Annotated in this window: 28 protein-coding genes and 1 riboswitch; of the genes, 11 read left to right on the forward strand and 17 right to left on the reverse strand. The window is 71.1% G+C overall.

What is annotated here, in order from left to right; genetic code table 11:
- Nucleotides 1-11 precede the first annotated feature (11 nt).
- From F1734_RS16120 to F1734_RS16160, 9 genes are all read right to left on the reverse strand, one after another.
- Nucleotides 12-467, reverse strand: coding sequence for a hypothetical protein (locus tag F1734_RS16120; protein WP_048771137.1), 456 nt, complete (start codon nucleotides 465-467; stop codon nucleotides 12-14).
- Nucleotides 464-1,684, reverse strand: coding sequence for an ArsA family ATPase (locus tag F1734_RS16125; protein WP_017680376.1), 1,221 nt, complete (start codon nucleotides 1,682-1,684; stop codon nucleotides 464-466). The genes F1734_RS16120 and F1734_RS16125 overlap by 4 nt, the downstream gene beginning before the upstream one ends.
- Nucleotides 1,685-1,716: 32 nt before the next feature.
- Nucleotides 1,717-2,154, reverse strand: coding sequence for an SRPBCC family protein (locus F1734_RS16130; RefSeq protein WP_010594359.1), 438 nt, complete (start codon nucleotides 2,152-2,154; stop codon nucleotides 1,717-1,719).
- A gap of 124 nt (nucleotides 2,155-2,278) precedes the next feature.
- Nucleotides 2,279-2,677, reverse strand: coding sequence for a hypothetical protein (locus tag F1734_RS16135; protein ID WP_010594358.1), 399 nt, complete (start codon nucleotides 2,675-2,677; stop codon nucleotides 2,279-2,281).
- A gap of 75 nt (nucleotides 2,678-2,752) precedes the next feature.
- Entirely contained in the window at nucleotides 2,753-3,880 is a 1,128-nt protein-coding gene (locus F1734_RS16140; protein ID WP_017680375.1) for a glycosyltransferase family 4 protein, read from the reverse strand.
- 42 nt (nucleotides 3,881-3,922) lie between these two features.
- On the reverse strand, nucleotides 3,923-5,251 hold the full coding sequence (locus tag F1734_RS16145) for a gluzincin family metallopeptidase (protein WP_017680374.1): 1,329 nt from the start codon (nucleotides 5,249-5,251) through the stop codon (nucleotides 3,923-3,925).
- 56 nt (nucleotides 5,252-5,307) lie between these two features.
- Nucleotides 5,308-6,351: an NlpC/P60 family protein gene (locus tag F1734_RS16150; RefSeq protein ID WP_174557560.1), complete on the reverse strand. Its 1,044-nt coding sequence runs from the start codon at nucleotides 6,349-6,351 to the stop codon at nucleotides 5,308-5,310.
- A 198-nt stretch (nucleotides 6,352-6,549) separates the two neighbouring features.
- Nucleotides 6,550-7,131: a C40 family peptidase gene (locus tag F1734_RS16155; RefSeq protein ID WP_010594353.1), complete on the reverse strand. Its 582-nt coding sequence runs from the start codon at nucleotides 7,129-7,131 to the stop codon at nucleotides 6,550-6,552.
- A gap of 14 nt (nucleotides 7,132-7,145) precedes the next feature.
- Nucleotides 7,146-7,312: riboswitch (cyclic di-AMP (ydaO/yuaA leader) on the reverse strand.
- A gap of 148 nt (nucleotides 7,313-7,460) precedes the next feature.
- On the reverse strand, nucleotides 7,461-7,622 hold the full coding sequence (locus F1734_RS16160; RefSeq protein WP_155621879.1) for a hypothetical protein: 162 nt from the start codon (nucleotides 7,620-7,622) through the stop codon (nucleotides 7,461-7,463).
- A 195-nt stretch (nucleotides 7,623-7,817) separates the two neighbouring features.
- Here F1734_RS16160 and F1734_RS16165 point away from each other — a divergent pair, with 195 nt between their 5' ends.
- The gene (locus F1734_RS16165; RefSeq protein WP_017680372.1) at nucleotides 7,818-9,599 is read left to right on the forward strand and encodes a DEDD exonuclease domain-containing protein; all 1,782 of its coding nucleotides are present in this window, start codon (nucleotides 7,818-7,820) and stop codon (nucleotides 9,597-9,599) included.
- A gap of 42 nt (nucleotides 9,600-9,641) precedes the next feature.
- Complete coding sequence (locus F1734_RS16170; protein ID WP_003934124.1) at nucleotides 9,642-9,917, forward strand: Lrp/AsnC family transcriptional regulator; 276 nt, start codon at nucleotides 9,642-9,644, stop codon at nucleotides 9,915-9,917.
- 54 nt (nucleotides 9,918-9,971) lie between these two features.
- On the opposite strand, the gene trpD is transcribed toward F1734_RS16170, so the two are convergent.
- A complete protein-coding gene (gene trpD, locus F1734_RS16175; protein ID WP_026137668.1) occupies nucleotides 9,972-11,045 on the reverse strand; it encodes an anthranilate phosphoribosyltransferase in 1,074 nt (357 codons plus the stop codon).
- Nucleotides 11,046-11,110: 65 nt separating this feature from the next.
- Nucleotides 11,111-11,557: a hypothetical protein gene (locus F1734_RS16180; protein WP_048770970.1), complete on the reverse strand. Its 447-nt coding sequence runs from the start codon at nucleotides 11,555-11,557 to the stop codon at nucleotides 11,111-11,113.
- A gap of 137 nt (nucleotides 11,558-11,694) precedes the next feature.
- On the opposite strand from F1734_RS16180, the gene ctaE reads away from it, so the two are divergent.
- The 4 genes from ctaE to qcrB all read left to right on the forward strand — a co-directional run bounded on the left by ctaE (nucleotide 11,695) and on the right by qcrB (nucleotide 16,009).
- Nucleotides 11,695-12,306, forward strand: a complete 612-nt coding sequence (gene ctaE / locus F1734_RS16185) for an aa3-type cytochrome oxidase subunit III (protein ID WP_010594348.1) — start codon at nucleotides 11,695-11,697, stop codon at nucleotides 12,304-12,306.
- A 63-nt stretch (nucleotides 12,307-12,369) separates the two neighbouring features.
- The gene (gene qcrC / locus F1734_RS16190; protein ID WP_026137666.1) at nucleotides 12,370-13,239 is read left to right on the forward strand and encodes a cytochrome bc1 complex diheme cytochrome c subunit; all 870 of its coding nucleotides are present in this window, start codon (nucleotides 12,370-12,372) and stop codon (nucleotides 13,237-13,239) included.
- Entirely contained in the window at nucleotides 13,236-14,363 is a 1,128-nt protein-coding gene (gene qcrA, locus F1734_RS16195) for a cytochrome bc1 complex Rieske iron-sulfur subunit (protein WP_040275260.1), read from the forward strand. Before qcrC ends, qcrA begins: the two co-directional genes overlap by 4 nt.
- Nucleotides 14,360-16,009 (forward strand): cytochrome bc1 complex cytochrome b subunit, encoded by a 1,650-nt coding sequence (gene qcrB, locus F1734_RS16200; protein WP_010594345.1) that lies wholly within the window; start codon nucleotides 14,360-14,362, stop codon nucleotides 16,007-16,009. The genes qcrA and qcrB overlap by 4 nt, the downstream gene beginning before the upstream one ends.
- Before the next feature lie 138 nt (nucleotides 16,010-16,147).
- On the opposite strand, the gene F1734_RS16205 is transcribed toward qcrB, so the two are convergent.
- Nucleotides 16,148-17,023 carry a cytochrome c oxidase assembly protein gene (locus F1734_RS16205; RefSeq protein ID WP_203010788.1) on the reverse strand — a complete coding sequence of 292 codons (876 nt, stop codon included), beginning with the start codon at nucleotides 17,021-17,023 and terminating at the stop codon, nucleotides 16,148-16,150.
- A 167-nt stretch (nucleotides 17,024-17,190) separates the two neighbouring features.
- On the opposite strand from F1734_RS16205, the gene F1734_RS16210 reads away from it, so the two are divergent.
- Entirely contained in the window at nucleotides 17,191-17,502 is a 312-nt protein-coding gene (locus F1734_RS16210; protein ID WP_010594342.1) for a hypothetical protein, read from the forward strand.
- 102 nt (nucleotides 17,503-17,604) lie between these two features.
- Here F1734_RS16210 and F1734_RS16215 read toward each other — a convergent pair whose 3' ends face one another.
- Nucleotides 17,605-18,021, reverse strand: coding sequence for a cytochrome c oxidase subunit 4 (locus tag F1734_RS16215; RefSeq protein WP_010594341.1), 417 nt, complete (start codon nucleotides 18,019-18,021; stop codon nucleotides 17,605-17,607).
- A gap of 31 nt (nucleotides 18,022-18,052) precedes the next feature.
- Nucleotides 18,053-19,117, reverse strand: a complete 1,065-nt coding sequence (ctaC, locus tag F1734_RS16220) for an aa3-type cytochrome oxidase subunit II (RefSeq protein WP_108754921.1) — start codon at nucleotides 19,115-19,117, stop codon at nucleotides 18,053-18,055.
- A 272-nt stretch (nucleotides 19,118-19,389) separates the two neighbouring features.
- Between ctaC and asnB the strand changes: the two genes are divergently transcribed.
- Entirely contained in the window at nucleotides 19,390-21,315 is a 1,926-nt protein-coding gene (gene asnB, locus F1734_RS16225; RefSeq protein WP_203010789.1) for an asparagine synthase (glutamine-hydrolyzing), read from the forward strand.
- Between the two features lie 63 nt (nucleotides 21,316-21,378).
- On the opposite strand, the gene F1734_RS16230 is transcribed toward asnB, so the two are convergent.
- The gene (locus F1734_RS16230; protein WP_010594338.1) at nucleotides 21,379-22,350 is read right to left on the reverse strand and encodes a carbohydrate kinase family protein; all 972 of its coding nucleotides are present in this window, start codon (nucleotides 22,348-22,350) and stop codon (nucleotides 21,379-21,381) included.
- 113 nt (nucleotides 22,351-22,463) lie between these two features.
- The gene (locus F1734_RS16235; RefSeq protein WP_010594337.1) at nucleotides 22,464-22,814 is read right to left on the reverse strand and encodes a HesB/IscA family protein; all 351 of its coding nucleotides are present in this window, start codon (nucleotides 22,812-22,814) and stop codon (nucleotides 22,464-22,466) included.
- A gap of 145 nt (nucleotides 22,815-22,959) precedes the next feature.
- Between F1734_RS16235 and F1734_RS16240 the strand changes: the two genes are divergently transcribed.
- On the forward strand, nucleotides 22,960-23,625 hold the full coding sequence (locus F1734_RS16240) for a DUF3043 domain-containing protein (RefSeq protein WP_010594336.1): 666 nt from the start codon (nucleotides 22,960-22,962) through the stop codon (nucleotides 23,623-23,625).
- Nucleotides 23,626-23,755: 130 nt separating this feature from the next.
- Here the strand turns inward: F1734_RS16240 and F1734_RS16245 are convergent, their stop codons facing one another.
- A complete protein-coding gene (locus tag F1734_RS16245) occupies nucleotides 23,756-23,971 on the reverse strand; it encodes a hypothetical protein (protein WP_203010790.1) in 216 nt (71 codons plus the stop codon).
- A gap of 134 nt (nucleotides 23,972-24,105) precedes the next feature.
- Between F1734_RS16245 and cobT the strand changes: the two genes are divergently transcribed.
- Nucleotides 24,106-25,209, forward strand: a complete 1,104-nt coding sequence (cobT, locus tag F1734_RS16250) for a nicotinate-nucleotide--dimethylbenzimidazole phosphoribosyltransferase (RefSeq protein WP_203010791.1) — start codon at nucleotides 24,106-24,108, stop codon at nucleotides 25,207-25,209.
- Nucleotides 25,209-25,961, forward strand: a complete 753-nt coding sequence (locus F1734_RS16255; RefSeq protein ID WP_048770961.1) for an adenosylcobinamide-GDP ribazoletransferase — start codon at nucleotides 25,209-25,211, stop codon at nucleotides 25,959-25,961. The genes cobT and F1734_RS16255 overlap by 1 nt, the downstream gene beginning before the upstream one ends.
- Nucleotides 25,962-25,973 lie beyond the last annotated feature (12 nt).

The raw sequence follows: 25,973 nt of genomic DNA on the forward strand, positions 1-25,973 counted from the left end.
CGTGGGTCCGATCAGCGTCGGATCGTGACCGAGATCGGCACGAACGTGCCGTTGCGGCCGGGAGCCGGAGGCGGGTCCTGCGGACCGGGCGCGTCGGGGGCGGGTCCTCGGGCCGGAAGGTACCGGGCGAGCAGGTCCCGCAGCAGCGCGATCAGGGCCGCGATCTGAGTTGCGAGCCGGGTGAGGAGCTCGTGCGGCTCGCCCCGGACGGCGGCGGCCACGGCGCACAGCGGGCACCAGCTGCAACCGCCCGCCGTCGAGGCGGACGTGTCGGTAGCGGGCTCGGTCCCCGCATCGGGCGACACCGCGTCGGGCGACACCGAATCGGGCGACACCGAGCCGGGCGCCGGCGACCGGGGGGACGACTCCGGCTCGGCGAATCGCTGCACCGTCTGCTCGAGCCGGTCGAGGACGGCATCGGCCAGCGCCCGCAGTTCGGCGACGAGGACGTCGTGGTCGGCGCTCATCGGGGCCACACCGCGGGATCGGGACGGAACCGCACCAGCAGGTCGGATCCTTCGAACTCGGCGCCGGCGACGGTGCAGCGCCGCAGACCGGACGCGAGCCGCACCCGGCGGCGCAGGCCGTCGGCGCCGATCACCAGGTCGTCGTCGACCCGGCCGAGCGTCAGCGATGCCGCATCCGCCAGCGGCAGATGCATCCGCATCGTGTACACCGCATCCACCCCTGTCCCCGATTCATGCTGGACCCGCACCGGCTCGAGGCCGGCATCCTCCTGCGTGAGCGGTGCTGCTCCGTCCGGATGCAGCGACTCCGCGAGCGCCGCCAGAGAGGCCAACCCTACCGGTTCGGCACACCGCTGCTCGCACTCGACCACGGTGACGTCGCCGAGGGTCGACGCGATCTCGGCCACGATCCGGCGCTGTCCGCCGCGCTGTTCGGCGAGCCAGGCCGCGGCGGGTCCGGTCTCCTCTGCCGGGAGGTCCGGGACGATCCGGTTGAGGATCACGCGTTCCAGCCGTAGCCCGGACAGGGCCGTCCAGGACCGGAGTCGTCGCGTTTCGGCGATGCCGAGCCGGTCGGCGGTGGCGACGAGGTCGACTCGGGTGCGCGTGCGGTCGCCGAGCAGGTCCTGCACGGTCGAGACGTGTTCGACGACGCGGTCGACCAGTGCCACGACCAGGGCGAGGCGCGGGTCGGCCCCGGTCGCCGCGACGATGCGGCTGTGCCGGGGCCAGATCCGCTCGATGTACTCCGAGGCCGTTGCCGGCGCGGCGAGCATGCGGAAGGCGTCCGCGGATGCCGGCAGATCGACGATCACCTCGCCCCAGCGTCCCGACTCGGCCAGGCGGGCCACCTCCCCGAGGGCGAGGATCTCCTGCGCGCCGGGCAGGCCGGTGAGTTCCTCGGCCGCGGGGATCCCGAACCGGTCACCGTGCCCGTGGGCACCGCCCGCGGCGGCGAGCGCGGTCAGGAGCGCAAACCGCTGCTCGAGCAGCGCGAGCGAATCGATTTCCAGCGCGTCGAGACCCTCGGCGACCGGCACGATGCGGGCGTCCACGGACCCGGTCGACGCCGGATCGACGGCCAGCACGTCGGTCAGCGAGTGCGCCTGATCGAGCGAGACGACGAGGGTGGGAACTCCGGAGCGGGCTGCCGCGAGGGCGGTCGCCGCGGCGAGGGTCGTCTTTCCGGCGCCCCCCTTGCCGACGAACAGCCGCACGGCGGCGGGGCCGGGCCGCCCGGCGAGCCCGCTCAGCCTTCCACCCGCTTCTTGAGTTCCTTCAGCGCGGTGTCGGTGATCACCTTCTCGGCTTTCCGTTTGAACAGTCCGATCATCGGGATGGTCAGGTCCACCGTCAGCTCGTAGTACACGGTGGTGCCGCCCTCCGGCGCTTCGGTGAGGATGTAGGAACCGAACTGGGCCTTCTGGATCTCCCCGGCGACGAGCTCCCAGCTGACCGACCGGCCGTCGGAAGCCCACTCGTAGACCAGCTCGTACGTGTCGCGCACCACGCCTGCGTCGAGCACGAACCGGACCCGTTCGGCGCGGCCTCCGGACTCGACGGCGAGCACTTCCACGGATTTCGCTGCCGAGACCCAGGCCGGGTACGCGTCGAAATCGGCGATCACGGCCATCACCCGATCCGACGGAGCATCGATGGTGATCGACCGCTTGGTCTTCTCGGCCATGCGACGAACGCTTCCTTTCCGTCTGTCCCCTCGTCCTACCGGATCGGCACACGCGGGAACCGCTGTCTATCACACCGTAGTAGTTCCGGTGCGGGCTCGTCGCCTGCAGGTACGGCCCCGTCGGTCAGGGGCGGGGGTCCTGTGGAGGTTCGCCGGCGGCGCGCCCGGCGTCGAGCCGCCGCTTGACGTCGAACGTCATGACCTTGCCGGCGACGCGGCGCCGGTGATTCATGGCGGCGAGATCCCACCCCCCCGCCTTCTCCGGCGGCATCCCGGCCGGTTCGCAGTGCAGGAAGTAGTGCACGATCGCGCCGTCGAGCATCGGCTCGAGCCAGACCTCCATCGTGCCGGTCAGCGCCCCGCCGACCGACCATCGGATGCCCTTCTCGGCTCGGTCCTCTCGGACCGTGAGGTCCAGGTCGGGCCACCACGAACGCCAGCGGTGGGGCTGGGCGATCTCGGCCGCGATCCGCCTCGGCGCCGCGGCGATGAAGGCCTGATCGGCCACCTGAATGCTGCTCACGGGGACAGCTTCACACATGGCCGGTCCCGGCTCGTCCAGGGGGTTGCATGGGGTCGGGGCCGGACGGTCGGCACGTCAGGCCAGCAGACGCCGCAGCTTCTCGCCGAGCACGTCCCACCGCCATTCGGCGCCCACCCAGGCGCGGCCCGCCGCGCCCATCGCCGCCGCGCGGTCGCGGTCGGCGAGCAGGTCGGCGACGGCGGCCGCCACCGCCGCGACCGACGTGCCGTCGACGACGACACCGGTCTCTCCTTCCCGCACGGTTTCCGGCGCGCCGCCGGAGCGGCCCGCCACCACGGGCACCCCGGTGGCGGAGGCCTCGAGATAGACGATTCCGAGACCCTCGACGTCGAGGCCGGCGCCGCGCGTACGGCACGGCATCGCGAACACGTCCGCGAGGGTGTGGTGGGCGGCGAGCTCGGCGGCCGGCACTCCTCCGGTGATCACGACGTGGTCCTCGACTCCGACCGTGCGGGCCAGCTTGCGGAGGCGGTCGTGGTACGGGCCACCGCCGACGATCACGAGCACCGCCCCGTCGACACGGCGCCGGATCTCGGGCAGTGCACGGATGAGCATGTCCTGGCCCTTGCGCGGCACGAGCCGGGACAGGCACAGCACGGTGGGGCGGTCCCCGAGCCTGTACCGGGCGCGCAGGTCCGCGCGCGCCGCTGGATCCGGCCGGAACACCTCGGTGTCCACGCCGGACGGCAGGTGCTCGAGACCTGCGCCGGGCCCGAACGCCGAGGCGAATCGACCGCGGGTGTACCGGCTGACGTAGGTGACGGCGTCGGTGGTGTTGCCGATGCGGCGCAGCGCCCGCCGTCCGGCGGGCACCATCGACCAGCCGACCTCGTGCCCGTGGGTGCTGGCCACGATCCGGCGGGCGCCGGCGCGACGCAACCCGGGAGCGAGCAGGGCCAGCGGCGCCGCAGCGCCGAACCACACGGTCTCGCAGCCGCGATCGGTCATCAGCCGGGCCGCCCGCCGGGCCACGGCGGGGGTCGGCAACATCAGGGTCGTGGGGTGGCGGACGACCTCGAAGGGTTGCCGGGCGTCGAACGTCACGTGACTGTCCCCTCGCCATCGCGGGGCGTAGACGACCAGGTCGTCGGGCGGCACCTGGGCCGCGAACGCCTGCAGGTAGGACTGGATCCCCCCGGGCCGGGGCGGAAAGTCGTTGGTGACCAGCAGCGTTCGGGGCATGCGCTCACCGTAGGCGGTGCCGCGGTGGGTCCGGACGGCGGGTCAGCCGACGGGAGCCGGCACCTGCCTCTCGAGCCGGCTCCCCCATCGGTCGACGAGCTGATCCGCGTCCACACCGAGCACGTCGCCGAGGGCGGCGTCGAGCTCCCGGGTGTCGGCAGGCCCGGCGGACAGCCGCCGGTACAGGGCGGTGAGCCGCTCGCTGCCGAACTCCTCGGCGACGAACGCCGCGATCGACCACGCGCTCTCGTACGCCAGACGCGCGCCGTCGCCGGCGAACTCGGCGTCCGCGGGCAGCGTGCTCGGCGCCCCGCGCTCGGCGACGACCGCGGCGAGGGTGGGCGCGATCGCGGCGAGGTCGCCGCCGGCACCGCGGTAGCCCACGTAGTCGGCATAGCCCTCGAGGATCCACAGCGGCGACCCGTCCACGGTGTCGGTGCGCGCCGCGACGTGGGTGAGTTCGTGGCGCAGGATCGCCCGCAGCCCCGCCTCGTCCAGCCGCTGCTCGGCGGCGGGACTGAAGACGATGCGTTGACCGGTGGCCCGGCCCCGCTCGTGGTCGACAACGTCGGAGACCGCGACGGCAGCGATGTCCGCGCCGTTGTAGCGGCTGCCGACCTGCGCGGTGAACTCGTCGTGCGAGGCGGTGACGAGCACGAGGGCGCGGCGGGGCCATCCGGTTCCCCACACGGCGTCCACGGCCTCGACGGCGGAGGCGAGTTCGGCGGCGATGTCGGCGACGAGGGACGAGTGCTCGGGGTGGCCCACGACGAGGGACCGGTTCCCGGCCCCGGTCTCCACTGCCCGGACCTCGAGTGGGCCGAAGTCCCACGGCCCCCGCCAGGTGGTGGTGTCCGTACCCGGCAGCGGGCGGTCGTCGACGAGGTGCCACCGCTCTCCCCGGCGGGCGAGGACCACCGTCACGGGCTTGCGCGTGGGTTCGTCGTCGATCCCTTCGACGGCGTAGCGCAGCAGGACGGTGAGGGCACGGGCCTCGTCGGCGCCGAGCCGGGCCACCAGGTCGCCGGTGACGTCGGTCCCGAGGTCCGGTCCGAGCTCGTAGGCGAAGTCCGCCAGCGGCAACGCGGCCAGGGCTTCGGCGCGGCGCACCTCCGCCTCGAGCAGACCCGGGCGGGCGCGGGGATCCACGACGGTGGCGAGCACCGCCCGGTCGGCGGTGCGCACGGCCCGGGACCATGCATCGAGCAGTCCCTGCACGGCGCGGTGCGACGCCGGTTCGGCCGGGCCGTCGTCGGGCGTGAACGCGAGCGAGAGACCGACGGCCACGACCGCGACGACCAGTCCGGCGACACCGAGCCGTTCCCACCGGCGACTGCCAGGGGGACGGGGCGACGAGTAGGGCGCGGGCACGGCGGCCAGTGTAGGTCGCGCCCACGACCGCGCCGCGGGGGTGGGCGCGACGGACGTCAGTACCGGCGGGCGTTGTGGAACGGCATCCTGTCCATCGGGGCAACCTTGACCGGCACGCCGTAGGTGGAGGCGTGCAGGACGTTGCCGTTGCCCGCGTACAGCCCCACATGCGAGGCGTCGTCGTAGAACGTCACGACGTCGCCGGGTTGGAGCTGATCCCGCGGGACGGGGGTGCCCCCCTGCGCCTGGGCCTGGCTCGACCGCGGCAGGTTCTTGCCGATCTGCTTGTAGGCCCACACCACCAGGCCGGAGCAGTCGAACTCGGACGGGCCGGTGGCACCCCAGCTGTACGGGCTGCCGATCCGGGTCATGCCGGCCTGCAGGGCGCCGCTGCCGCTGCCGGGGGCCAGACTCGACAGGATCTTCTCGGCATCGAATCCCGGGGGGAAGGGGGCGCCGGCCAGGGTGGCCTTCTCCTCGGCGCTCAGGTCGGCAAAGGCCGCGAGCACCTCGTCGATCCGGGCCTCGAGTTCGCTCTGCTGCCGTTGCAGCTCGTCCCGCACGACCTGGGCCTGCTCGGCGGCGGCGCGGGCCTCGTCGGCCGAACGCTCGGATGCGAGCGCAGCCTCCGCGGCCGCGGCCGACGCGGTGCGGAATCCCGCGACCTGGTCGGCGGTCTGGTGGGCGATGACGTCGAGCGCCGACATCTGGTCGAGCAGCTGCTGGGGCGAATCGCTGACCATCAGGGCGAACAGCCGGTTGGTGCGGGCGCCGCGATAGTTGGCGACGGCGAGCTTGTCCACGGTGGGCCGGAAGACGGCCAGTTCCGCTTCCGCGGCGGCCAGCGCCTCGCGATCGCGCGCCAGAGCTGCCTCGGCGGCCCGCTGGGCCTCGACCTTCGCGTCGAGGTCGATTCCGGCGTTGTGCAGCGCCTCGGTGGTCTGCTCGGACTTGCGCGACAACTCGGCCAGCCGTTCCAGTGCGGCGGTGGGGCTCTCCCCCACCGGATCGGCACCGGCCGGGACGGCCACCGAGAACACCGCGAGGAGCACCCCGATCATCAGCGCCCGAAGCGACCGTTTCGTCCTGTCCACCACCACGGGACCAGGTCCTTTCGTTCGACGTTGCGCACCCGTTACCCGAAAAATCTCGATCAGGTTACGGAAGGGCTCCGGTTCGTGTCTACCCGCCGGTAGCTCACCCTGCGCCGGTAGTGCCCGTCCGGAGCGTCAGCGGGGGCGGACCGGCGTCGACCGGTCCGCCCCCGCTGCAGTGCGTGACAGTCGTGGAGTCGTCGCTCAGTAGCGGCGGGCCCCGTCGACCGGCATCGAGTTCATCGGCGCGATCTTCACGGGCTGACCCGAGGTCGACGCGTGGATGACGTTGCCGTTGCCGATGTAGATGCCGGAGTGGCTACCGCCGTAGAACGACACGACGTCGCCGGGCTGCAGCGCGGAGACGTCCACGGCCCTGCCGGCGGCGGCCTGGTCGTAGCTCGTGCGCGGCAGGTTCAGACCGGCCTGCTTGTAGGCCCACTGCACCAGGCCGGAGCAGTCGAAGGCATTCGGACCGGCGGCGCCGTAGACGTAGGGGGCGCCGAGCTTGCTGTGGGCTGCGTCCACGGCGCGCTGGGCGACCGAGGTGACCGGCGCACTGAAGGGCGCGGCCGGAGCCGGTGCGGCACCCTGCGGGGCCGGCGGGACGAGGTTGGCGACCTCCGGCGGGAGGGTCACGCCGGCCGGCAGGTCGAACGAGCCGACGCCGGGGATGGTGACCGGCTCGGCGAGTGCGGGTCCGGCAGAGACGGTGACCGCACCGAGAGCGAGGGCACCGGCAACGACAGCGCGCCGGACGGTGCGCTTGGAAATCTGAGACGCCACGAGGGGTTTGCTCCATTTCTTCCGTTCGTCCGCCGACCGAGTTAGCTGACGGGTTCGGGCTGGGAAGATCAGCCCTACCCCCCGTTCCGCGGGTGCGGTCGGAGGGATTCACCCCAGAGGACAACGTGGGTCCCCGGCTCGGGCACCCGTTGCGGATGCGCCGATTAGGCGGTGACCGAGCGGCGTCTCCCCTCTGGTGGTTCGACATCCTCACCGCTTGGTCTCGAAAAGATTACGAAATCGCATCGGAGGATGTCGACCGCCCGCGCCGTACGCGCCGCGGATTGACGGATATGCCCGATTCGGGCCGGACGGCTCCGGCCGTTCGATCACGGAAACGTAACGGTCGGTTCGAAGGACGACGGCACGGCGGCCACCTCCGGCACGTCCCGCGCCGACCACCGGCCCGCTGCCACGTCGTCGCAGGTCTCGCGGGCGATCGCGGCGGCGAGGACGCCCGCGACACCGCCCACCGCGGCGACACGTCCCACCGCACCACCCGCGTTGTTACCCCGTCGGCACGCCGCCCACACCCGCCCGGGCGATCGACGATGTGATCCTCGTCTCGTCGAGCCGACTCCGGGCGTCCGACCCCCCTCTTCCCCCACCCGGCGGTGTCGGATCCCTCTGCCGGCGTGCCGGATCCCCCTCCCCGCGGTGTCGGACCCGACTCCTACCCTGACGACGTGACCGTGCCCCGCCGACCCGATCCCGCCGTCGGGGTGCAGCTCGGGTTCGACGAACTGGACACGCCGTTGCGGGAGACGTTGTTCGTCGTCGTCGACCTCGAGACCACCGGCGGCAGTTCCACGGACGACGCCATCACGGAAATCGGCGCGGTCAAGATCCGTGGCGGCGAGGTTCTCGGCGAGTTCGCCACGCTCGTCGACCCGGGCCGTTCGATCCCGCCGAACATCGTCCAGCTCACCGGCATCACGACCGCCATGGTGCGTTCCGCGCCCCGGATCGAGCAGGTTCTGCCCTCGTTCCTCGAGTTCGCCGCCGGGGCCGTGCTCGTCGCGCACAACGCGGGCTTCGACGTCGGGTTCCTGCGGGCCGCAGCGTCCCGCGCCGAGGTCGCGTGGCCCCGGTTCACGGTGCTGTGCACGGTCAAGCTCGCCCGCCGCGTGCTCGGCCGGGACGAGGCCCCGTCCGTGCGACTGTCGGCGCTGGCCGAATTGTTCCGTGTGTCCACCACGCCCACGCACCGTGCTCTCGACGATGCCCGCGCCACCGTCGACGTCCTGCACGCGCTCATCGAGCGCGTCGGGAACCAGGGCGTCCACAGCCTCACCGAACTGCGGGACTATCTGCCGGCGGTCACCGCGGAGCAACGCGCCAAGCGGTCCCTCGCGGCACACCTGCCGCGACGGCCCGGTGTGTACCTGTTCCGCGGGCCCTCCGACGAGGTGCTGTACATCGGTACGGCCGTCGACCTGCGCCGCCGCGTGCGCAACTACTTCACCGGTTCCGAGACCCGGCCCCGGCTGAGGGAGATGGTGGCGCTCGCCACCCGGATCGACCACGTGGAATGCGCCCATGCCCTCGAGGCGGGGGTGCGGGAGTTGAGGCTGCTCGCCGCGCACGCCCCGCCCTACAACCGCCGCTCCAAGTTCCCCGCCCGGGGCTGGTGGATCACCCTCACCGACGAGGCGTTCCCCCGGCTGTCCGTCGTGCGGACACCCGCCGCGGCTCCCCCGCATCCGGTCGGCGGCCCCACCGTCGACGCCGTCGGCCCGTTCTCGTCGCGGGCCGACGCCGCCGCCGTCGCCACCACCGTCGCCGAGTTCTGCCGCCTTCGGACCTGCACCCGCCGGATCCCCCGCACGAAGCGCCACGGCGAGCACTGCCCGCCGGACGCCGTCGGAGCCTGCGCTGCCGCAGTAGCCGGACTGCAGACACCCGCCGAGTACGCGCAGCAGGTGGATCTCGCCCGCGCCCTGCTTCGCGGCGACGACGACGAGCCGCTGCATCGGATGCGCCGGCGTGTCGAACACCTCGGCGCTGCCGAACTGTTCGAGAGCGCGGCCCGGTTGCGGGACCGGACGGCCGACGCCGTGCTCGCACTGCGCCGGACGCAGCGCCTGGCCGCGCTCGCGGCGGTGGACGAGCTGGTCGCCGCCCGCCGGCGCGTCGAGGGCGGCTGGGAGTTCGCGGTGATCCGGGCGGGCCGGCTCGCGGGGGCGGGAGTCGCTCCGCGCGGCGTCCCGCCGATGCCCGTGGTCGACGCGATCGTCGCGGCAGCCGAGACGGTGCGGCCGACGACGGCGCCGTTGCGCGGCGCGCTCGTCGAGGAACTCGGCCTGCTGGTCCGCTGGCTCCACGACGACGGGGTCCGCATCGTCCGAACCTCCCAGGGCTGGTCCGAGCCGCTTCGCGGCGCCGGCGCCTGGGCGCAGTGGGGTGAACTCGCCCGGACGGCACGTGCCGGGGCCGAGCCGGTCCCGGTCGCGCACCCCCTACGCTGAGTGCTCGCCCGCACGTCCGTTCCCGGCAGCCGAGGAGAGCTCATGATCCACGCCATCGTCCTGATCCACGCCGACGCCCACCGGATTCCGGAGACCGCTCAGGCGGTCGCGGATCTGGCCGGTGTCGACAAGGTGTACTCCTGCGCCGGCGACATCGACCTGATCGCGCTGCTGCGGGTGCGGGACCACGAAGAGATCGCCGAGGTCGTCACCCGCGGGATCAACAAACTCGAGGGCGTGGCCAAGACGGCGACGCACATCGCCTTCCAGTCGTACTCGAGCGCCGATGTCGAGGCCGGGTTCTCGATCGGCGAATAGGACGGATGCCCGGTCCGCCCCGCGGTCACCTCGACCCGGCGGCGAGCCGGGTGGTCACCTCGACCCGGCGGCGAGCCGGGTGGTCACCTCGGCCCAGCGAGCGAGGACAGCCGCCGCAGCGCCCGAGTCCAGCGCCTCGGCTGCGGTCTGCATCCCCGCCGCCAGGGCACTGGCGAGCGACCCCTCGAACCCCCGGAAGGCGGCGATCGCCCCGGCGGCGTTGAGCAGGACCGCATCGCGCACCGGGCCGTGCTCCCCGGCGAGGACCGCCCGCGCAATCACGGCGTTGTCGGTGGCGTCGCCGCCGCGCAGCGCCTCGAGCGGCACCCGGGCGACGCCCAGGTCGGTGGGATCGAGGCTCACGGTGCTCACGTGGCCGTCCCGGACGACGTACACCGTCGACGTCGTGGACGTGGTCAGTTCGTCGAGACCGTCGTCGCCGCGCACGACGAGGGCCGAGTTGCCCCGCTCGGCGAGGACCCCGGCGACCGTGCCGATCAACTCCGGGAAGGCGCATCCGATCAGGCCGGCGCGGGGCCGGGCCGGGTTGGTCAACGGCCCGAGCACGTTGAACACCGTGGGAATGCCGATCTGCTTGCGCGGTGCGGCTGCGAACCGGAGCGCCGGGTGGTAGACGGGTGCGAAACAGAAGCCGATACCGGCCTCGGCGACCGACTCCGCGACGGCCTCGGGACCGAGGTCGATGTGCACGCCCAGCGCTTCGAGCACGTCCGCGCCGCCGCTCTTCGACGACGCCGCCCGGTTGCCGTGCTTGACGACCCGGATCCCGCACGCCGCCACCACCAGCGACGCCATGGTGGAGATGTTGACCGTGTTCGCCCGGTCCCCTCCGGTGCCCACGATGTCGACGACGTCGTCGTCCACCGGCACCAGGCGCGCATGAGCGAGCATCGAGTCGGCGAGGCCGAGCAGTTCCTCGGGGGTCTCGCCCTTCATCTTCAGCGCGACGCCGAACGCGGCGATCTGCGCGGCCGTGGCGTTGTCGGACATGATCTCGTCCATCGCCCACTGGGCCTCCGCCCGGGCGAGGTCGCGTCCGGCGGTGAGCGCACCGAGGACCGCCGGCCAGCTCCGGGCCACCGCATCCGCCTGTCGTCCAGCGTTCATCGCACCTGCCCTCGCCGCATCTCGCTCCTTTGTCCGACGCCGTCGTCGGCGGCGCACGGAGGAGCTTAGTCAGCGCCCGTCGCCGGCTGCAGGGCGTCCCACCCCAGCGCGGTGCCGCCCAGGCGCTGGGCGAGGGAGGCCATCCGCGACCGTTCCTGCGAACAGTGCAGCGCATCGAGCACCTGCACCCGCTGCAGCAGGACGGCCTCGAGGCCGGTCCCGGCGGGACGCGCGGGCTGTGCGGGGGCGTACCCGTCCCGTCCACAGAGGGCGATCGCCTGATCCACCGAATCGGCCGGCAGTTCGAGGTGATGGCGCAGCACGGCTTCCGCTTCCGGGGACCAGGCCGGTTCCGACGCCGAGCCCCGCTCGAGGGCGGTCGAACAGGCCTCGACGTCGTCGAAGGACGAGACCACCACCACCAGGTCCGGCCGCGACGGATCGAGCGGCTCCGGACGCCTGCGTGAGAACACCCGGCGGACCCGGCTCCACACCCCTGCACCACTGCTCATCGCACCACGATCCCATGCTCGGCGACGGGGCGCGACGACCCCCCGGATCGGGGACTCACAGGCCGGTCACCAGCAAAGACGCGCCGATTTCAGCCCCGAGTGCCCAAGAGTTACTACGACCAGTCATACTTGCGAACGTGACGAGCGCAGTAGGGACTTCAGGAACTGCAATCACCCAGCGCGTGCACTCGCTGAACCGGCCCAATCTGGTCAGCGTCGGCACCATCGTGTGGTTGTCCAGTGAGCTCATGTTTTTCGCAGGGCTCTTCGCCATGTACTTCGTGGCCCGGGCACAGGCCGACGGCAACTGGCCGCCGGAGCCTGTCCATCTCAATCTGGCGCTGGCGGTGCCGGTCACCCTCGTGCTGATCGCCTCCTCCTTCACCTGCCAGATGGGCGTGTTCGCCGCCGAACGCGGCGACGTGTTCGGCCTCCGGCGGTGGTACCTCATCACCCTCGCCATGGGCACGTTCTTCGTGCTCGGCCAGGGCTTCGAGTACACCCAGCTGGTCGCGGAAGGCGTGACGATCTCGAGCATGGTCTGGGGGTCGGTCTTCTACATCACGACCGGATTCCACGGCCTCCACGTCATCGGCGGCCTCGTCGCCTTCGTGTTCCTCCTCGTACGCACGAGGGTCAGCAAGTTCACGCCGGCGCAGGCCACCGCAGCGATCGTCGTCTCCTATTACTGGCACTTCGTCGACATCGTGTGGATTGCGCTGTTTGCCACGATTTATTTCATCCGTTAGCCAGCTGAACGCCCAGGCAGCCCCCTGACGTCCAGTCCGTCCCGACATACCAAAGGGATACAGATGAGTTCATCCCCACCTCTCGCTTCCGAGGGTGACATGCCCGGTCAGTCCGCGGCCGCGTCCGCCAAGTCCCGCCGTCAGCGCAAGCTGCGCCGCCGCGTCACCGGTGCGCTGGTGCTCGCCCTCGGCCTGCTCAGCGCGGGCTTCCTCGCCTCCGCGCTGACCCCCGCGCCGCAGGTGGCGACGGCGAACGAGGATCAGTCGGCACTGATCCGCGAAGGCAAGCAGCTCTACGAGACCTCCTGCGTCACGTGCCACGGCGCCAACCTGCAGGGTGTGCAGGACCGCGGCCCGAGCCTGATCGGTGTCGGCGAGGCAGCCGTGTACTTCCAGGTCTCCACCGGCCGCATGCCGATGATGCGCAACGAGGCCCAGGCCCTGCGCAAGACGCCGAAGTTCGACGCGGCCCAGACGGACGCCCTCGGCGCCTACATCCAGGCCAACGGTGGCGGCCCCACGCTCATCCGCGACGAGAACGGTGAGATCGCGCAGTCCTCGCTGCGCGGCGACGACGTCGCGCGCGGCAGCGAACTGTTCCGCCAGAACTGCGCCTCGTGCCACAACTTCACCGGCCGGGGTGGCGCACTGTCGTCCGGCAAGTTCGCGCCCGTCCTCGACCCGGCGAACGAGCAGCAGATCTACACCGCGATGCTGACCGGTCCGCAGAACATGCCCAAGTTCTCCGATCGTCAGCTCACGCTGGAGGAGAAGCAGGACATCATCGCCTACGTCAAGGCGTCCAGCGAGACGCAGAGCCCCGGCGGATACGGCCTGGGCGGCTTCGGCCCCGCCTCCGAGGGCCCGACGATGTGGGTGGTCGGGATCGTCGCCGTCGTGGGTGCGGCACTGTGGATCGGAGCAAGGTCATGAGTGGCGGCGAAACGCCGAACAAGCACACGATCGAGAATCTCGATCAGATGAGCCGCGACGATCTCGTCGCGCTCGGCACCAACCTCGACGGTGTGGACGTGGCGTTCCGCAAGGATCGCTGGCCCGTCGGCGGCACCCGCGCCGAGAAGCGCGCGGAACGCAACGTCGCCTTCTGGTTCGGGCTGGCGGGCGTGTCGGCCCTCGCGTTCATCGCGGTGTTCATCTTCTGGCCGTGGGAGTACCAGGGCCCCGGGGAGGACAACTACGCGCTGTACAACCTGTACACGCCGCTGCTGGGCCTGACCCTGGGTCTGGCCATCCTCGGCGTCGGCGTCGGTGCGGTGCAGTTCACCAAGAAGTTCATTCCGGAGGAGGTGTCGATCCAGGATCGGCACGACGGTGTCTCCTCGGAGGTCGACCGGCGCACGATCGTCGCCGAGCTCTCCGACTCGCTGGACACCTCCACGCTGCCGCGCCGCAAGCTGATCAAGCGCACGGCGCTGTTCGGTGGCGGTGCCCTCGGCCTCGGCCTGATCATGCCGCTCGGCGGCCTGATCAAGAACCCCTGGGCCGAAGGCGACGACTCCCCGCTGTGGGTCTCGGGCTGGACCCCCCGGTACCCGGGCGAGACGATCTACCTGCGACGCGACACCGGGCGCGTGAACGACATCGTCCTGGTCCGCCCGGAGGACCTCGACGCCGGCGGCATGGAGACCGTGTTCCCGTTCCGCGAGTCCGACCGCGGTGACGAGCAGGCCCTCCTCGAGGGCCTGCGCGGCATCCGCAACGCCGTCATGCTGATCCGCCTGCGCACCGAGGACACCGCGAAGGTGATCAAGCGCAAGGGCCAGGAGAGCTTCAACTACGGCGACTACTTCGCCTACTCGAAGATCTGCACCCACCTGGGCTGCCCGACCTCGCTGTACGAACAGCAGACCAACCGCATCCTGTGCCCCTGCCACCAGTCGCAGTTCAATGCTCTGGAGTACGGCAAGCCCCTGTTCGGTCCTGCTGCTCGCGCACTGCCGCAGTTGCCTATTACAGTGAACGAAGAGGGCTTCCTCGTCGCCGGCGGCGACTTCATCGAGGCTCTCGGTCCGGCATTTTGGGAGCGTCGCCCGTGAGTACTGCAACACCGTCCCGCGCCGCCCACGCGGCGGAGAACATCGACTCGCGCTATCACCCGGCGGCCGGGTTGCGGCGTCAGATCAACAAGGTGTTCCCCACCCACTGGTCCTTCCTCCTGGGTGAGATCGCGCTGTACAGCTTCGTGATCCTGCTGATCTCGGGCGTGTACCTGACGCTGTTCTTCGATCCGTCCCTCGCGCACGTCGTCTACGACGGCGCCTACACCCCGCTGCGCGGCGTCACGATGTCGCGCGCGTACGAGACGACCCTGGACATCTCGTTCGAGGTGCGCGGCGGTCTGTTCGTCCGGCAGATCCACCACTGGGCTGCGCTGATGTTCGCCGCGTCGATCATCGTGCACCTGCTGCGCGTGTTCTTCACCGGTGCGTTCCGCCGTCCGCGCGAAGCGAACTGGGTGATCGGCTCGCTGCTGCTGATCCTCGCGATGTTCGAGGGCTTCTTCGGCTACTCGCTGCCCGACGACCTGCTCTCCGGCACCGGTCTTCGCGCCGCCCTGTCCGGCATCACCATCAGCATCCCGGTGATCGGCACGTGGATGCACTGGCTGATCTTCGGCGGCGACTTCCCGGGCATGCTCATCATCCCGCGCCTGTACGTCGCGCACGTCCTGCTGCTTCCGGGCATCATTCTCGCCCTGATCGCAGCCCACCTCGCGCTCGTCTGGTACCAGAAGCACACGCAGTTCCCCGGCCCCGGCCGTACCGAGCAGAACGTCGTGGGCGTCCGGATCCTGCCGGTGTTCGCCGTCAAGTCCGGCGCGTTCTTCGCCATCACCTTCGCGGTGCTGGCCCTGATGAGCGGTCTGCTCCAGATCAACCCGGTCTGGAACATCGGCCCGTACAACCCGTCGCAGGTGTCCGCCGGCTCGCAGCCCGACATCTACATGATGTGGACGGACGGCCTGGCCCGGATCTGGCCGGCCTGGGAGATCTACCTGTTCGGCCGGTACACGATCCCCGCGGTGTTCTGGATCGCGGTGATCATGGGCCTGGTCTTCGCGGTGCTGATCGCCTACCCGTGGATCGAGAAGAAGTTCACCAAGGACGACGCGCACCACAACCTGCTGCAGCGTCCGCGGGACGTCCCGGTCCGGACCGCGATCGGCGCGATGGCCCTGACCTTCTACGCCATCGCGACCATCATGTGCATCAACGACATCATCGCCTACAAGTTCGACATCTCGTTGAACGCGATGACGTGGATCGGCCGCATCGGCATCCTGCTCGGCCCGCCGCTCGCCTACTACCTGACCTACCGGTTCTGCCTGGGCCTGCAGCGCAGCGACCGTCAGGTGCTCGAGCACGGCATCGAGACGGGCATCGTCCGTCGCCTGCCGCACGGCGAGTACATCGAGATCCACCAGCCGCTCGGCCCGGTGGACGAGCACGGCCATCCGATCCCGCTCGAGTACCAGGGCGCTCCGGTGCCCAAGCGCATGAACAAGCTCGGCACCGCCGGCAAGCCCGGCGCGGGCAGCTGGTGGAGCGCGGACCCGGCCGAGGAGGCGACCGCCCTCGAGGCCGCGCACCACGAGGCCGAGGTCGAGCAGCGTGCCATCCTGAGCGAGTACCAGGAACGCGTCCACGGCACGCCGACGGACGGTGACGGCCGGACGCACTGACGCCCGTCCGAAGCCGGAGGCCCCGAACCGCACGCGGTTCGGGGCCTCTGCCGTTCGCGGGCATCCCGCACCCCTCCGAGCCGCGTGCGCGCATCCGACCGCTCCCCCACCTCGGCAGACGCCCGGGGCGACCGCCCGCTACCATCCGGGTGTGTCGGCACTCCGGTGCCCACGCGGCGTCGCGCCGACACCGGTCCGAGGAGGAGCGTGGGGGCCCTCGGCTGCGTCCCGGCGGACGCTCCGGGCCCGGTCCCGGCCGGTACGGCGGTACCACTCCACGGCCAGCACGACGGCGAGCGCCACCTCGACGAGGTCACCGCCGTAGTACATCACCAACGCACCGGCCTGCAGATCCGACGTGGCGACCTCGTGACCGGGCGGTGGGGACGCGTAGAGGCTCTTGGCCAGGATCGCGTGTGCCGTCCCGGCGAGGAACAGGACCGCTGCCCGCGATCCGAGACCGTAGCGGTGCCGGACGGGGTCCACCTGGCAGATCGCGTAGGCGAACAGCACCCCGGCCGCGAACACGTGCAGATGGACGACCGCCCCGAGCAGCGGACTATGGTGCATGACCGCGAACAGGCCGGTGCGATACAGCAGCCACAGCCCACCCAGATCGAGAACGGCCGCGACCGGCGGAGCTGTGAGCACCGCGACGGGCCCCGAGTGCGCTACCGACACCAGCGCCCGTCGCGCGGGACCCGACTGCACCGCTCGCAAGGCGAGCGTGACGGGGCGTGCGAGCACGAGCAGCACCGGGCCCACCATCCCCACCCCCAAGTGGACACCCATGTGGCCGGTGAAAGCCGGCACCGGCAGGGGCACGGTCGCCGCAGCGACGATCGCACACCCGGCGACGAAGGACGCATCCCGTGCCCGCGACCAGACGTCGCCGCGCCGCCGAAGACGGCTCGACGCGGCAAGGTAGGTACCGGCGATTGCCGCGGCGACGACGACCACGAGCAGGTGCAGCAGCCCCGGACTGCCCGGGGCGAGCATCGAGTGGTCGTGCATGCCGTCGCCGCCTATCGGCGGTCCGCACGGACTGCCCGCACCCGCAGGACCGCGCCCCCGACGAGGAGCACCAGGGCGAAACCGTTCCAGGCGAGGTCGTACGGCAGCAGCTCGACAACCGGGCCGTGCACTACGGGCAGGGTGCCGTGCTGAGAATAGTGCGGTCGGTGATGTCGGAGGTGGGGTTACGAGGGCCGTGGGCGTCCGCGAAGTTCACGGTTCTGCGGCTGACCAACGATCAGATCCTGGAGAATGCCACCGGGGTCGGTGCCCCGCCACAGACGTGGCCACGCTCGGAACTGGTGGTCGACGTCCTGCACAAGGCGGTGTACGCCTTCGTCACCGGGGTGGTCGCGGACGCTCTGGCAGCTCGCCGGGGCCGCGGACCGGGACAGCTGCACGCCGCGACTCTGCCGGGCCGGCATGCCGGTGTCGGTCCCGTGCCCCGCGACCTCGCCTCGGGCCGGTCGCCACGGTGACCCCCGACCGTCGTCCGCAGCACGGTGCTCCCGGAGACGCAGAAGACCGCGGGGCGGCCTCACGATGAGGCCGCCCCGCGGGCGTCGTGCTTCTGCGTGCGCTCAGTGCTTCTCGGGTCCGACGTGGTACTCGAACACCAGGCCGGCCGCCGCAGCCAGGATCAGCACCACGGCGAGGACGATCAGCCACGGCTGGAAGAAGGCCAGCGCGATGGCGGCGAAGGCGGCCGCCCCCGCCAGCAGGATCGGCCAGTAGCTCCCCGCGCTGAAGAAGCCCAGGTCGCCTGCGCCGTCGCTGATCTCGGCCTCCTCGTAGTCCTCCGGGCGGGTGTCGAGGCGACGGGCCACAAAGCGGAAGTAGGTGCCGACGATCAGGGTCAGGCCCGCCGAGAGCACGATCGCCGTGAGGCCGGCCCACTCGATGCCCGTGCGGGACAGTCCGGTGAACACTCCGTAGACGATGGCGACGAGCACGAAGAACACCGTCACGACTTCGAAGAGCTTGGCTTCGATCTTCATATCAGCTTGTCCTTGGTCGGAGGGTTACCGGTCAGTTGCCCGCGGTGACGACGCCGCTGGCCGCCCGGTCGGTGCGGTCGGTCTTGAACGGGGTGGTGGACGTCGCGACCGGGGACTCGCCGATACGCTCGAGCGCCTGCGCGTTGGTCAGGCCCTGACCGCCGTCCTCGACGGGCTTGCGGAGCTCGATGTACTCCGCGAACCGCTCCGGGCTCACCGCGCGGACCTCGAAGTTCATCATCGCGTGGTAGGTCCCGCACATCTCGGCGCAGCGGCCGACGAACGCGCCTTCCTCCTGGATCTCGGAGATCTGGAAGACGGGATCGGAGCTGTTGTTCAGCGGGTTCGGATTGACGTCCCGCTTGAACAGGAACTCCGGCACCCAGAAGGAGTGGATCACGTCGGAGGAGGCGAGCACGAACTCGATCCGGCGGTCGGTCGGCAGGACGAGGACCGGGATCTCGCTGCTGGTGCCGACGGTCTCGATCTTGTTGTAGTGCAGGTACGACAGGTCCTCGGCCTCCTGACCGTGGATCGGTGCCGGCACCTCGTGCTCGCCGCCGGCATGCTCCTCGTCGTCACCGGCGACCGCAGCCTGGGCGATCTCGTCGGTGCCCTCGTAGCGCGCCGTGCCCTCACCGAGATCGATCGTGCGGTAGCCGAACTTCCAGTTCCACTGGAACGCCGTGACGTCGACCACGACGTTCGGGTTGTCCTCCTTCTCGAGGACGTAGTTCTGCACCACCACGGTGAAGTAGAACAGCACCGCGATGATGACGAACGGCACAGCCGTGTACAGCAGCTCGAGCGGCACGTTGTACGCCGTCTGCCGCGGGAACTCCGGCGAGTCCTTCTTCTTGCGGTGGAAGATGACCACCCAGAAGGTCAGGCCCCACACCAGCACACCCATGACGAGGGCGGCGACGACCGACCACGTCCACAGCTCACGCATACGCTCGGCCTGCGGGGTAATCCCCTCCGGCCAGCCGAAACGCAGGACTTCCTCGCTGCTGCATCCCGTCAGCAGCAGGGCTGCAATACCGAGAGATGCTGCCAGCCCGAACCGCCGAAGGATCCGACCTTGCGCCACGTTCACGCCTTCCTGATCGCCGCAATTCCACTAGGGCACACCCGGAGGGCAGACCCAATTACTACGCAGCGTAGACCAAACCCGGCTGCGATCCATCCCCGGGGCGCACACAACGTGTCGCGTCGTTGCGTGCCCGCTGCTCACGACAGGGTCGACACCGGCCGCCGGCTGCCGCAACCCCCGGGCTGCGGCATACTGCCATGCAGACCGTCGGTCCCTGCCGCGGCAACATTCCCGGGGGCCGAATCCATCCCAACCGGAATGAGGTATCGGACGCCGTGTGCGGACTGCTCGGGTTACTGACCACTGACGGCACCAGCGACGACGCCGTCGCCAAGGTCGACTCCGCGATGCACTGCCTGCGCCACCGCGGACCCGACGAGCACGGCACCTGGCACGACGGTGACCTGGTCTACGGCTTCAATCGGCTGTCGATCATCGACATCGCGCACTCGCACCAGCCGCTGCGTTGGGGCCCGCCGGAGTCTCCGGAGCGCTATGCCCTGACCTTCAACGGTGAGATCTACAACTATCTGGAGCTGCGTGCCGAGCTGACCGAGAAGTACGGGACACAGTTCGCCACCGAGGGCGACAGCGAGACGATCGTCGCCGCGTTCCACCACTGGGGTGCCGACGCGGTGCGACGACTTCGCGGCATGTTCGCGTTCGCAGTCTGGGACACCGAGACGCGCGAGCTGTTCCTCGCCCGCGATCCGTTCGGGATCAAGCCGCTGTTCCTGGCCACGGGCACGGGTGGCACCGCGTTCGGCAGCGAGAAGAAGAGCCTGCTCGAGCTGGCCGAGGTGATCGGGATCGGCACCGGACTCGATCCCCGCGCCGTCGAGCACTACACGGTGTTGCAGTACGTGCCCGAACCGGAAACCCTGCACGCGGAGATCCGGCGGCTCGAGTCCGGGTGCTTCGCCCGGGTGCGTCCGGGGGGCCGCCCCGAGATCACCCGGTACTTCGAGCCGACGTTCCCCGTCCGTCCCTTCGCCGCGGGTCGCGAGGACGACCGGTACCGGGAGATCGCGGAGGCGCTTGAGGACTCCGTCGCCAAGCACATGCGCGCCGACGTGACGGTGGGATCGTTCCTGTCCGGCGGTATCGACTCCACGGCCGTCGCGGCTCTCGCGATGCGGCACAACCCGAATCTGATCACCTTCACCACCGGGTTCGAGCGCGAAGGCTACTCGGAGGTCGACGTGGCCGCCGAGTCCGCCGCCGCGATCGGCGCGCGCCACGTCGTCAAGGTCGTCTCCCCCGCCGAGTTCGCCGCCGCGATCCCCGAGATCGTGTGGTACCTGGACGACCCCGTCGCCGATCCCGCGCTGGTGCCCCTGTGGTTCGTCGCCAAGGAAGCGCGCAAGCACGTGAAGGTGGTGCTGTCCGGGGAAGGCGCCGACGAGTTGTTCGGCGGCTACACCATCTACCGCGAGCCGCTGTCGCTGAAGCCGTTCGAGTACCTGCCGAAGCCGATGCGGCGTGCGGCCGGCAAGTTGTCGGAGCGCATCCCCGAGGGCACCCGCGGGAAGAGCCTGCTCCATCGCGGATCGATGACACTCGAGGAGCGGTACTACGGCAACGCCCGCAGCTTCAACGATGCGCAGCTGCGGGCCGTGCTGCGCGACTTCCGTCCGGAGTGGACGCACCGGGACGTCACCGCGCCGATCTACGCCCGCTCGGCCGGGTGGGATCCTGTCGCGCGGATGCAGCATCTCGACCTGTTCACCTGGCTGCGCGGCGACATCCTCGTCAAGGCCGACAAGATGACGATGGCGAATTCGCTGGAGCTGCGCGTGCCGTTCCTCGACCCGGAGGTCTTCCGCGTCGCCTCACAGGTGCCGCTGGATCAGAAGATCACGAAGAACACCACCAAGTACGCGCTGCGACGAGCCCTCGAGGGCATCGTCCCGCCGCACGTGCTGCACCGCGCGAAGCTCGGCTTCCCCGTGCCGCTGCGGCACTGGCTGCGCGGACCCGAACTGTTCGACTGGGCACGCGACGTGATCGCCGAGTCGGGCACCGAGCACCTGCTGGACAAGGCGGCCGTGGCCCGGATGCTCGACGAGCACCGCGAGGGCCGGACCGATCACAGCCGACGGCTGTGGACGGTGCTGGTGTTCATGATCTGGCACGGCATCTTCGTCGAGCAGCGCATCGTGCCGGAGATCCAGGAGCCGGCGTACCCCGTCGAGGTGTAGGGCCGCTCCGCGGCCGGTGTGCCTTTTGGGCGGTGGGGACCGCCCAAAAGGCACACCGGCCGGTCACGGCAGGATTGCGGCGATCTCGTCCGCGGCCGCCTGCCCGTACGCGACCGTCAGCCGCTTGACCGCGTCGGGGCGGTCGAAAGTCCATTCCTGGGTGCCGGTCGTCTCGAGCACCAGAACCGCGACGAGCGAGCCGAGCTGGGCGGCGCGTTCGAGGGTGAGGCCCGCCCGGTGTCCCAGCAGGAACCCCGCCCGGAACGCGTCGCCGACGCCGGTGGGGTCCACCTTGGCCCGCTCGGGCACGACGCCCACGTGCGTCCGGCGGCCGTCCCGTTCGACGATCTCGACACCGTTACCGCCGAGCGTGGTGACCCGCAACCCGACCATGGCTCGGATCTGCTCCTCCGTCAGGCCGGTCTTCTGCTGCAGGAGTCCCCACTCGTATTCGTTGGTGAACAGGTAGGCGGCGCCGTCGATCAGCCGCGCAGCCTCCTCACCGCTGAGGCGGGCGAGTTGCTGAGACGGGTCGGCCGCGAACGGCACGCCGAGCTGCCGGCATTCGTCGGTGTGCCGGGCCATCGCCTCCGGGTCGTTGGCGCCGATCAGGACCAGGTCGACACCGTGCGCCCCGGTCACCCCGGCGAGGGAGATGTCCCGCGCCTCGGACATCGCGCCCGGATAGAACGACGCGATCTGGGCCATCGCCTCGTCGGTCGTGCACACGAAACGCGCGGTGTGCGCGGTCTGCGACACGTGCACGGGGCTGCAGTCGACGCCGTTGCCCTCGAGCCACGCGCGGTACTCGGCGAAGTCGGCGCCCACCGCTCCGACGAGCACCGGTGCCCCGCCGAGCACGCCCATCGCGTAGGCGATGTTGCCGCCCACACCGCCACGGCGGACCACCAGGTCGTCGACCAGGAAGCTGAGCGAGATGTGGCTGAGCTGGTCGGCGACGAGCTGCTCGGCGAAGCGTCCGGGGAAACGCATGAGGTGGTCGGTGGCGATGGAACCGGTCACGGCGATGGTCACGTGGCTGGGCCTTTCAGCGGAGGACTGGGATCGATCTCACGCTACCCGCACCCACCGGACAGCAGTGCGACCCCGACGCGAGATCGCGCCGGGGCCGCACTACGGGACCTGCGTCAGTTGAACGAATCGCCGCAGGCGCAGGAGCCGGTGGCGTTCGGGTTGTCGATCGTGAAGCCCTGCTTCTCGATCGTGTCGACGAAGTCGATCGACGCGCCTTCGACGTAGGGCGCGCTCATCCGGTCGACGGCGAGGACGACGCCACCGAAGTCACGGGTGAGATCACCGTCGAGCGTCCGGTCGTCGAAGAACAGCTGGTAGCGAAGGCCGGCACACCCACCCGGCTGCACGGCGATGCGCAGCGAGAGGTCGTCGCGGCCCTCCTGGTCGAGCAGTGCCTTCGCCTTGGCGGAGGCGGCCTCGGTCATGGTGACGCCGTGAGTGGCGGTCTCGTCCTGCACAGTCATGGGCGCTCCCTCGTCTTTCGTGTGAAACCCGGTTCCCTCAACGGTACCGCGCGCGGATCTATTCCTCATGCGCGGTACCGGACCGCGCGGGGGCCTGACCGGGGGCGATTTCCCGGCCGGGCCGGTTTTCCCATAGCCTGGAGGGGTGAAGTTGCTACGCCGCGGCGGTTCCGACGAATCCGACAACGAGGACCTCGGTGTGTCCGAGTCCGTCGCCGCCCCGCAGTCCGAGGGGGGCAAGGGGACGACCGGCAAGGGCCGTCCCACTCCGAAGCGCCGGGAGGCCGAAGCGCGTCGGCGCGGTCCCGTCGCTCCGGCTCCGTTGACCGCCAAGGAGGCGCGGGCACGCCGCAAGGCAGCCAAGCAGTCCCTCTCCAAGGACGAACGCAAGGCTCGAGCCGCCGAGCGCCGCGCCGCCGCGGGCGAGCGCCGCACCCGGATGCTCGCCGGCGAGGAGAAGTACCTGCTGCCCCGCGACAAGGGTCCCGTGCGGGCCTACGTCCGCGATCTGGTGGACAGCCGCCGCAACCTCGTGGGTCTGTTCATGCCGATGGCGCTCATCCTCATCATGACAATGTTCCTCGGTCCGGTGGTCCAGCAGTACGTGACGCTCGCGATGTTCGCGATGATCGTGCTCATGGTGATCGAGGGGATCTACCTCGGCCGTCTCGTGAACAAGAAGGTCCGGGCCCGTTTCCCCGACACCACCGAGGGCGGTTTCGGTCTCGGGTGGTACGCGTTCGTGCGGGCCTCCCAGATCCGCAAGCTCCGGGCGCCGCTGCCCCGGGTCTCCCCCGGCGACGCCGTCTGACCGCAGCCCACCGGCACGCCGGTGAGTGCTGCGGCAACCGGCACGCCGGTCAGTGCTGCGGCGACCGGCACGCCGATCAGTGCTGCGGCGACCGGCACGCCGATCAGTGCTGCGGCGACCGGCACACCGGTCAGTGCTGCGGCGACCGGCGCGCGTCGATCGTGGTGCGCACCCAGCCGGCCGACGGGCCGCCACCGTGGGGCGACGGATCGTGCGGCCGGAAATGGTCACAGCGCCGCCATGCCCGGGTCACCCAGCGCGGCGCGGGACGGGAACGGGCCCGCGCGAGCTCGAGCCCGGCGAAGAGCGTGGCCAGCACGAGGACGATCACGACGACCTGGCTCATGACGGACAGTCTGTCGCCGGCGACCCGGCCGAGACAGTGGCAGCAAGGCCATCTACCGTCGATTTTCTGCCGCAGAGCGGGTTGATAGCGTCCAGCGGTGGCTTCGGCCTCCGCGACTTCGTGAAAGGTGCCCCGTGAGCAGCGAATCCGTTTCCTCCGCCGACATCGTCTTCCCGCCCGTCGTCGCGCCCGATCCGGAGATCCGCCGGCGCGCCGAAGGCCGACAGCGCGACCTCACCAAGCCCGCCGGTTCCCTCGGCCGGCTGGAGGAACTGGGCTGCTGGGTCGCGTCCTGCCAGGGGCAGGTCCCGCCCCGGCCGTTCGCCCGCCCCCGCGTGGTGGTGTTCGCCGGTGATCACGGGGTAGCCCGCGGCGGCGTCTCCGCGTACCCCCCCGAGGTCACCGCTCAGATGGTCGCCAACTTCCTCGCCGGTGGCGCCGCGGTCAACGTGCTCGCCGGGGTCGCCGGCGCCGGGGTCCGGGTCGTGGACATGGCCGTCGACGGCGACACGGATCCGGCCGTCTCCGCGCACAAGGTGCGCCGGTCGAGCGGCGCCGTCGACCGGGAGGACGCGCTCACCGAGCAGGAGACCCTGCAGGCGATCGCCGCCGGACGAACCGTCGCCGACGAGGAGGTCGACGCGGGAGCCGACCTCCTCGTCGCGGGCGACATGGGTATCGGGAACACCACCCCTGCCACGGCGCTGATCGCCACCCTCACCGGCACCGAACCCGTCGCGGCGGTGGGCCGTGGCACCGGGATCGACGACGCCGCCTGGATGCGCAAGGTCGCCGCGATCCGCGACGCAATGCGCCGCGCCCGGCCTCACGCCCGCAACCCGGTGGCCCTGCTGCGCACCGCCGGCGGTGCCGACCTCGCCGCGATGGCCGGTTACCTCGCGCAGGCGTCGGTGCGCCGGACCCCGGTCGTGCTCGACGGGGTCGTCGTCACCGCTGCCGCGCTCGTCGCCGAGGAGCTGGCTCCCGGGGCCCGGGACTGGTGGGTCGCCGGGCACCGCTCCACCGAACCGGCCCATACGCTGGCCCTGCGGCACCTGAACCTCGACCCCCTCGTCGACTTGGGAATGCGTCTCGGCGAGGGTTCGGGAGCGGTTGCCGCGCTGCCGATCCTGCACGGTGCGGTCGCGGTGCTCACGAACATGGCGACGTTCGCCGAGGCCGGCGTGAGCACCCGCGACGAGGACGGCGCGCCGGTCGCCGAGCCGCGCGGCGACTGATGCGCGGCGTCGCTCTCGCTCTGTCCTGGCTCACGGTGCTGCCGATCCGGGGGCCGGGGCACATCGATCGCAGCGCGGCGGGCGCGGCCATCGCTGCGGCACCGGTGGCCGGCCTCGTGCTGGGCCTGGGCACCGCGGGCGCGCTCTGGGCGGCCGTCGCCGCCGGCTGCACTCCCCTGCTCGCCGGCCTGATCGGGGTGGGATTTCTGGGCCTCGCGACGCGGGGCATGCACCTCGACGGCCTGTGCGACACCGCCGACGGGCTCGGCTGCTACGGGCCGCCGGAGCGGGCACGTGAGGTGATGAAGTCGGGCGGCGCCGGGCCGTTCGGGGCGGCCACCCTGGTACTCGTGCTGGGAGCGCAGGCGGCCTCGTTCGGGGCGCTCGCCGACGTTCGATCGTGGTTCGCCGTGGTCCTCGCGGTCACCGCCGGCCGGGTCGCGGTCGTGCTCGCATGCCGCCGCGGTGTGGCCGCAGCACCGGGCAGCGGGTTCGGTGCCCTGGTCGCCGGGACGCAGCCGCTGGGGGTGGGCGTCCTGTGGGCCGTCGTCGCGGTCGTCGCGGCCGCCTGGTGCGTGCCCGGCGCCTGGTGGGCCGGTCCGGCGACGGTCGCCGTGGGGCTCGTGGCCGCACTGCTGCTGGTGCGACACTGCGTGCGCAGGTTCGGCGGCCTCAACGGCGACGCGCTCGGAGCCGGCCTCGAGACGACGGTGACGGTGGTGGCGGCGGCGCTGAGCGCGGCCGTCGGGTAGCGACGGCCGCCG

The organism is Rhodococcus ruber, from assembly GCF_016804345.1.
GTDB classification, from domain to species: domain Bacteria; phylum Actinomycetota; class Actinomycetes; order Mycobacteriales; family Mycobacteriaceae; genus Rhodococcus; species Rhodococcus ruber.

Coding starts and splice junctions, on each gene's coding strand:
- F1734_RS16120 (WP_048771137.1), bottom strand. CDS start 467: ATGAGCGCCGACCACGACGTCCTCGTCGCCGAACTGCGGGCGCTGGCC.
- F1734_RS16130 (WP_010594359.1), bottom strand. CDS start 2,154: ATGGCCGAGAAGACCAAGCGGTCGATCACCATCGATGCTCCGTCGGAT.
- F1734_RS16140 (WP_017680375.1), bottom strand. CDS start 3,880: ATGCCCCGAACGCTGCTGGTCACCAACGACTTTCCGCCCCGGCCCGGG.
- F1734_RS16170 (WP_003934124.1), top strand. CDS start 9,642: ATGATCCACGCCATCGTCCTGATCCACGCCGACGCCCACCGGATTCCG.
- trpD (WP_026137668.1), bottom strand. CDS start 11,045: ATGAACGCTGGACGACAGGCGGATGCGGTGGCCCGGAGCTGGCCGGCG.
- F1734_RS16180 (WP_048770970.1), bottom strand. CDS start 11,557: ATGAGCAGTGGTGCAGGGGTGTGGAGCCGGGTCCGCCGGGTGTTCTCA.
- qcrC (WP_026137666.1), top strand. CDS start 12,370: ATGAGTTCATCCCCACCTCTCGCTTCCGAGGGTGACATGCCCGGTCAG.
- qcrA (WP_040275260.1), top strand. CDS start 13,236: ATGAGTGGCGGCGAAACGCCGAACAAGCACACGATCGAGAATCTCGAT.
- F1734_RS16205 (WP_203010788.1), bottom strand. CDS start 17,023: ATGCACGACCACTCGATGCTCGCCCCGGGCAGTCCGGGGCTGCTGCAC.
- F1734_RS16215 (WP_010594341.1), bottom strand. CDS start 18,021: ATGAAGATCGAAGCCAAGCTCTTCGAAGTCGTGACGGTGTTCTTCGTG.
- F1734_RS16235 (WP_010594337.1), bottom strand. CDS start 22,814: ATGACTGTGCAGGACGAGACCGCCACTCACGGCGTCACCATGACCGAG.
- F1734_RS16245 (WP_203010790.1), bottom strand. CDS start 23,971: ATGAGCCAGGTCGTCGTGATCGTCCTCGTGCTGGCCACGCTCTTCGCC.
- F1734_RS16255 (WP_048770961.1), top strand. CDS start 25,209: ATGCGCGGCGTCGCTCTCGCTCTGTCCTGGCTCACGGTGCTGCCGATC.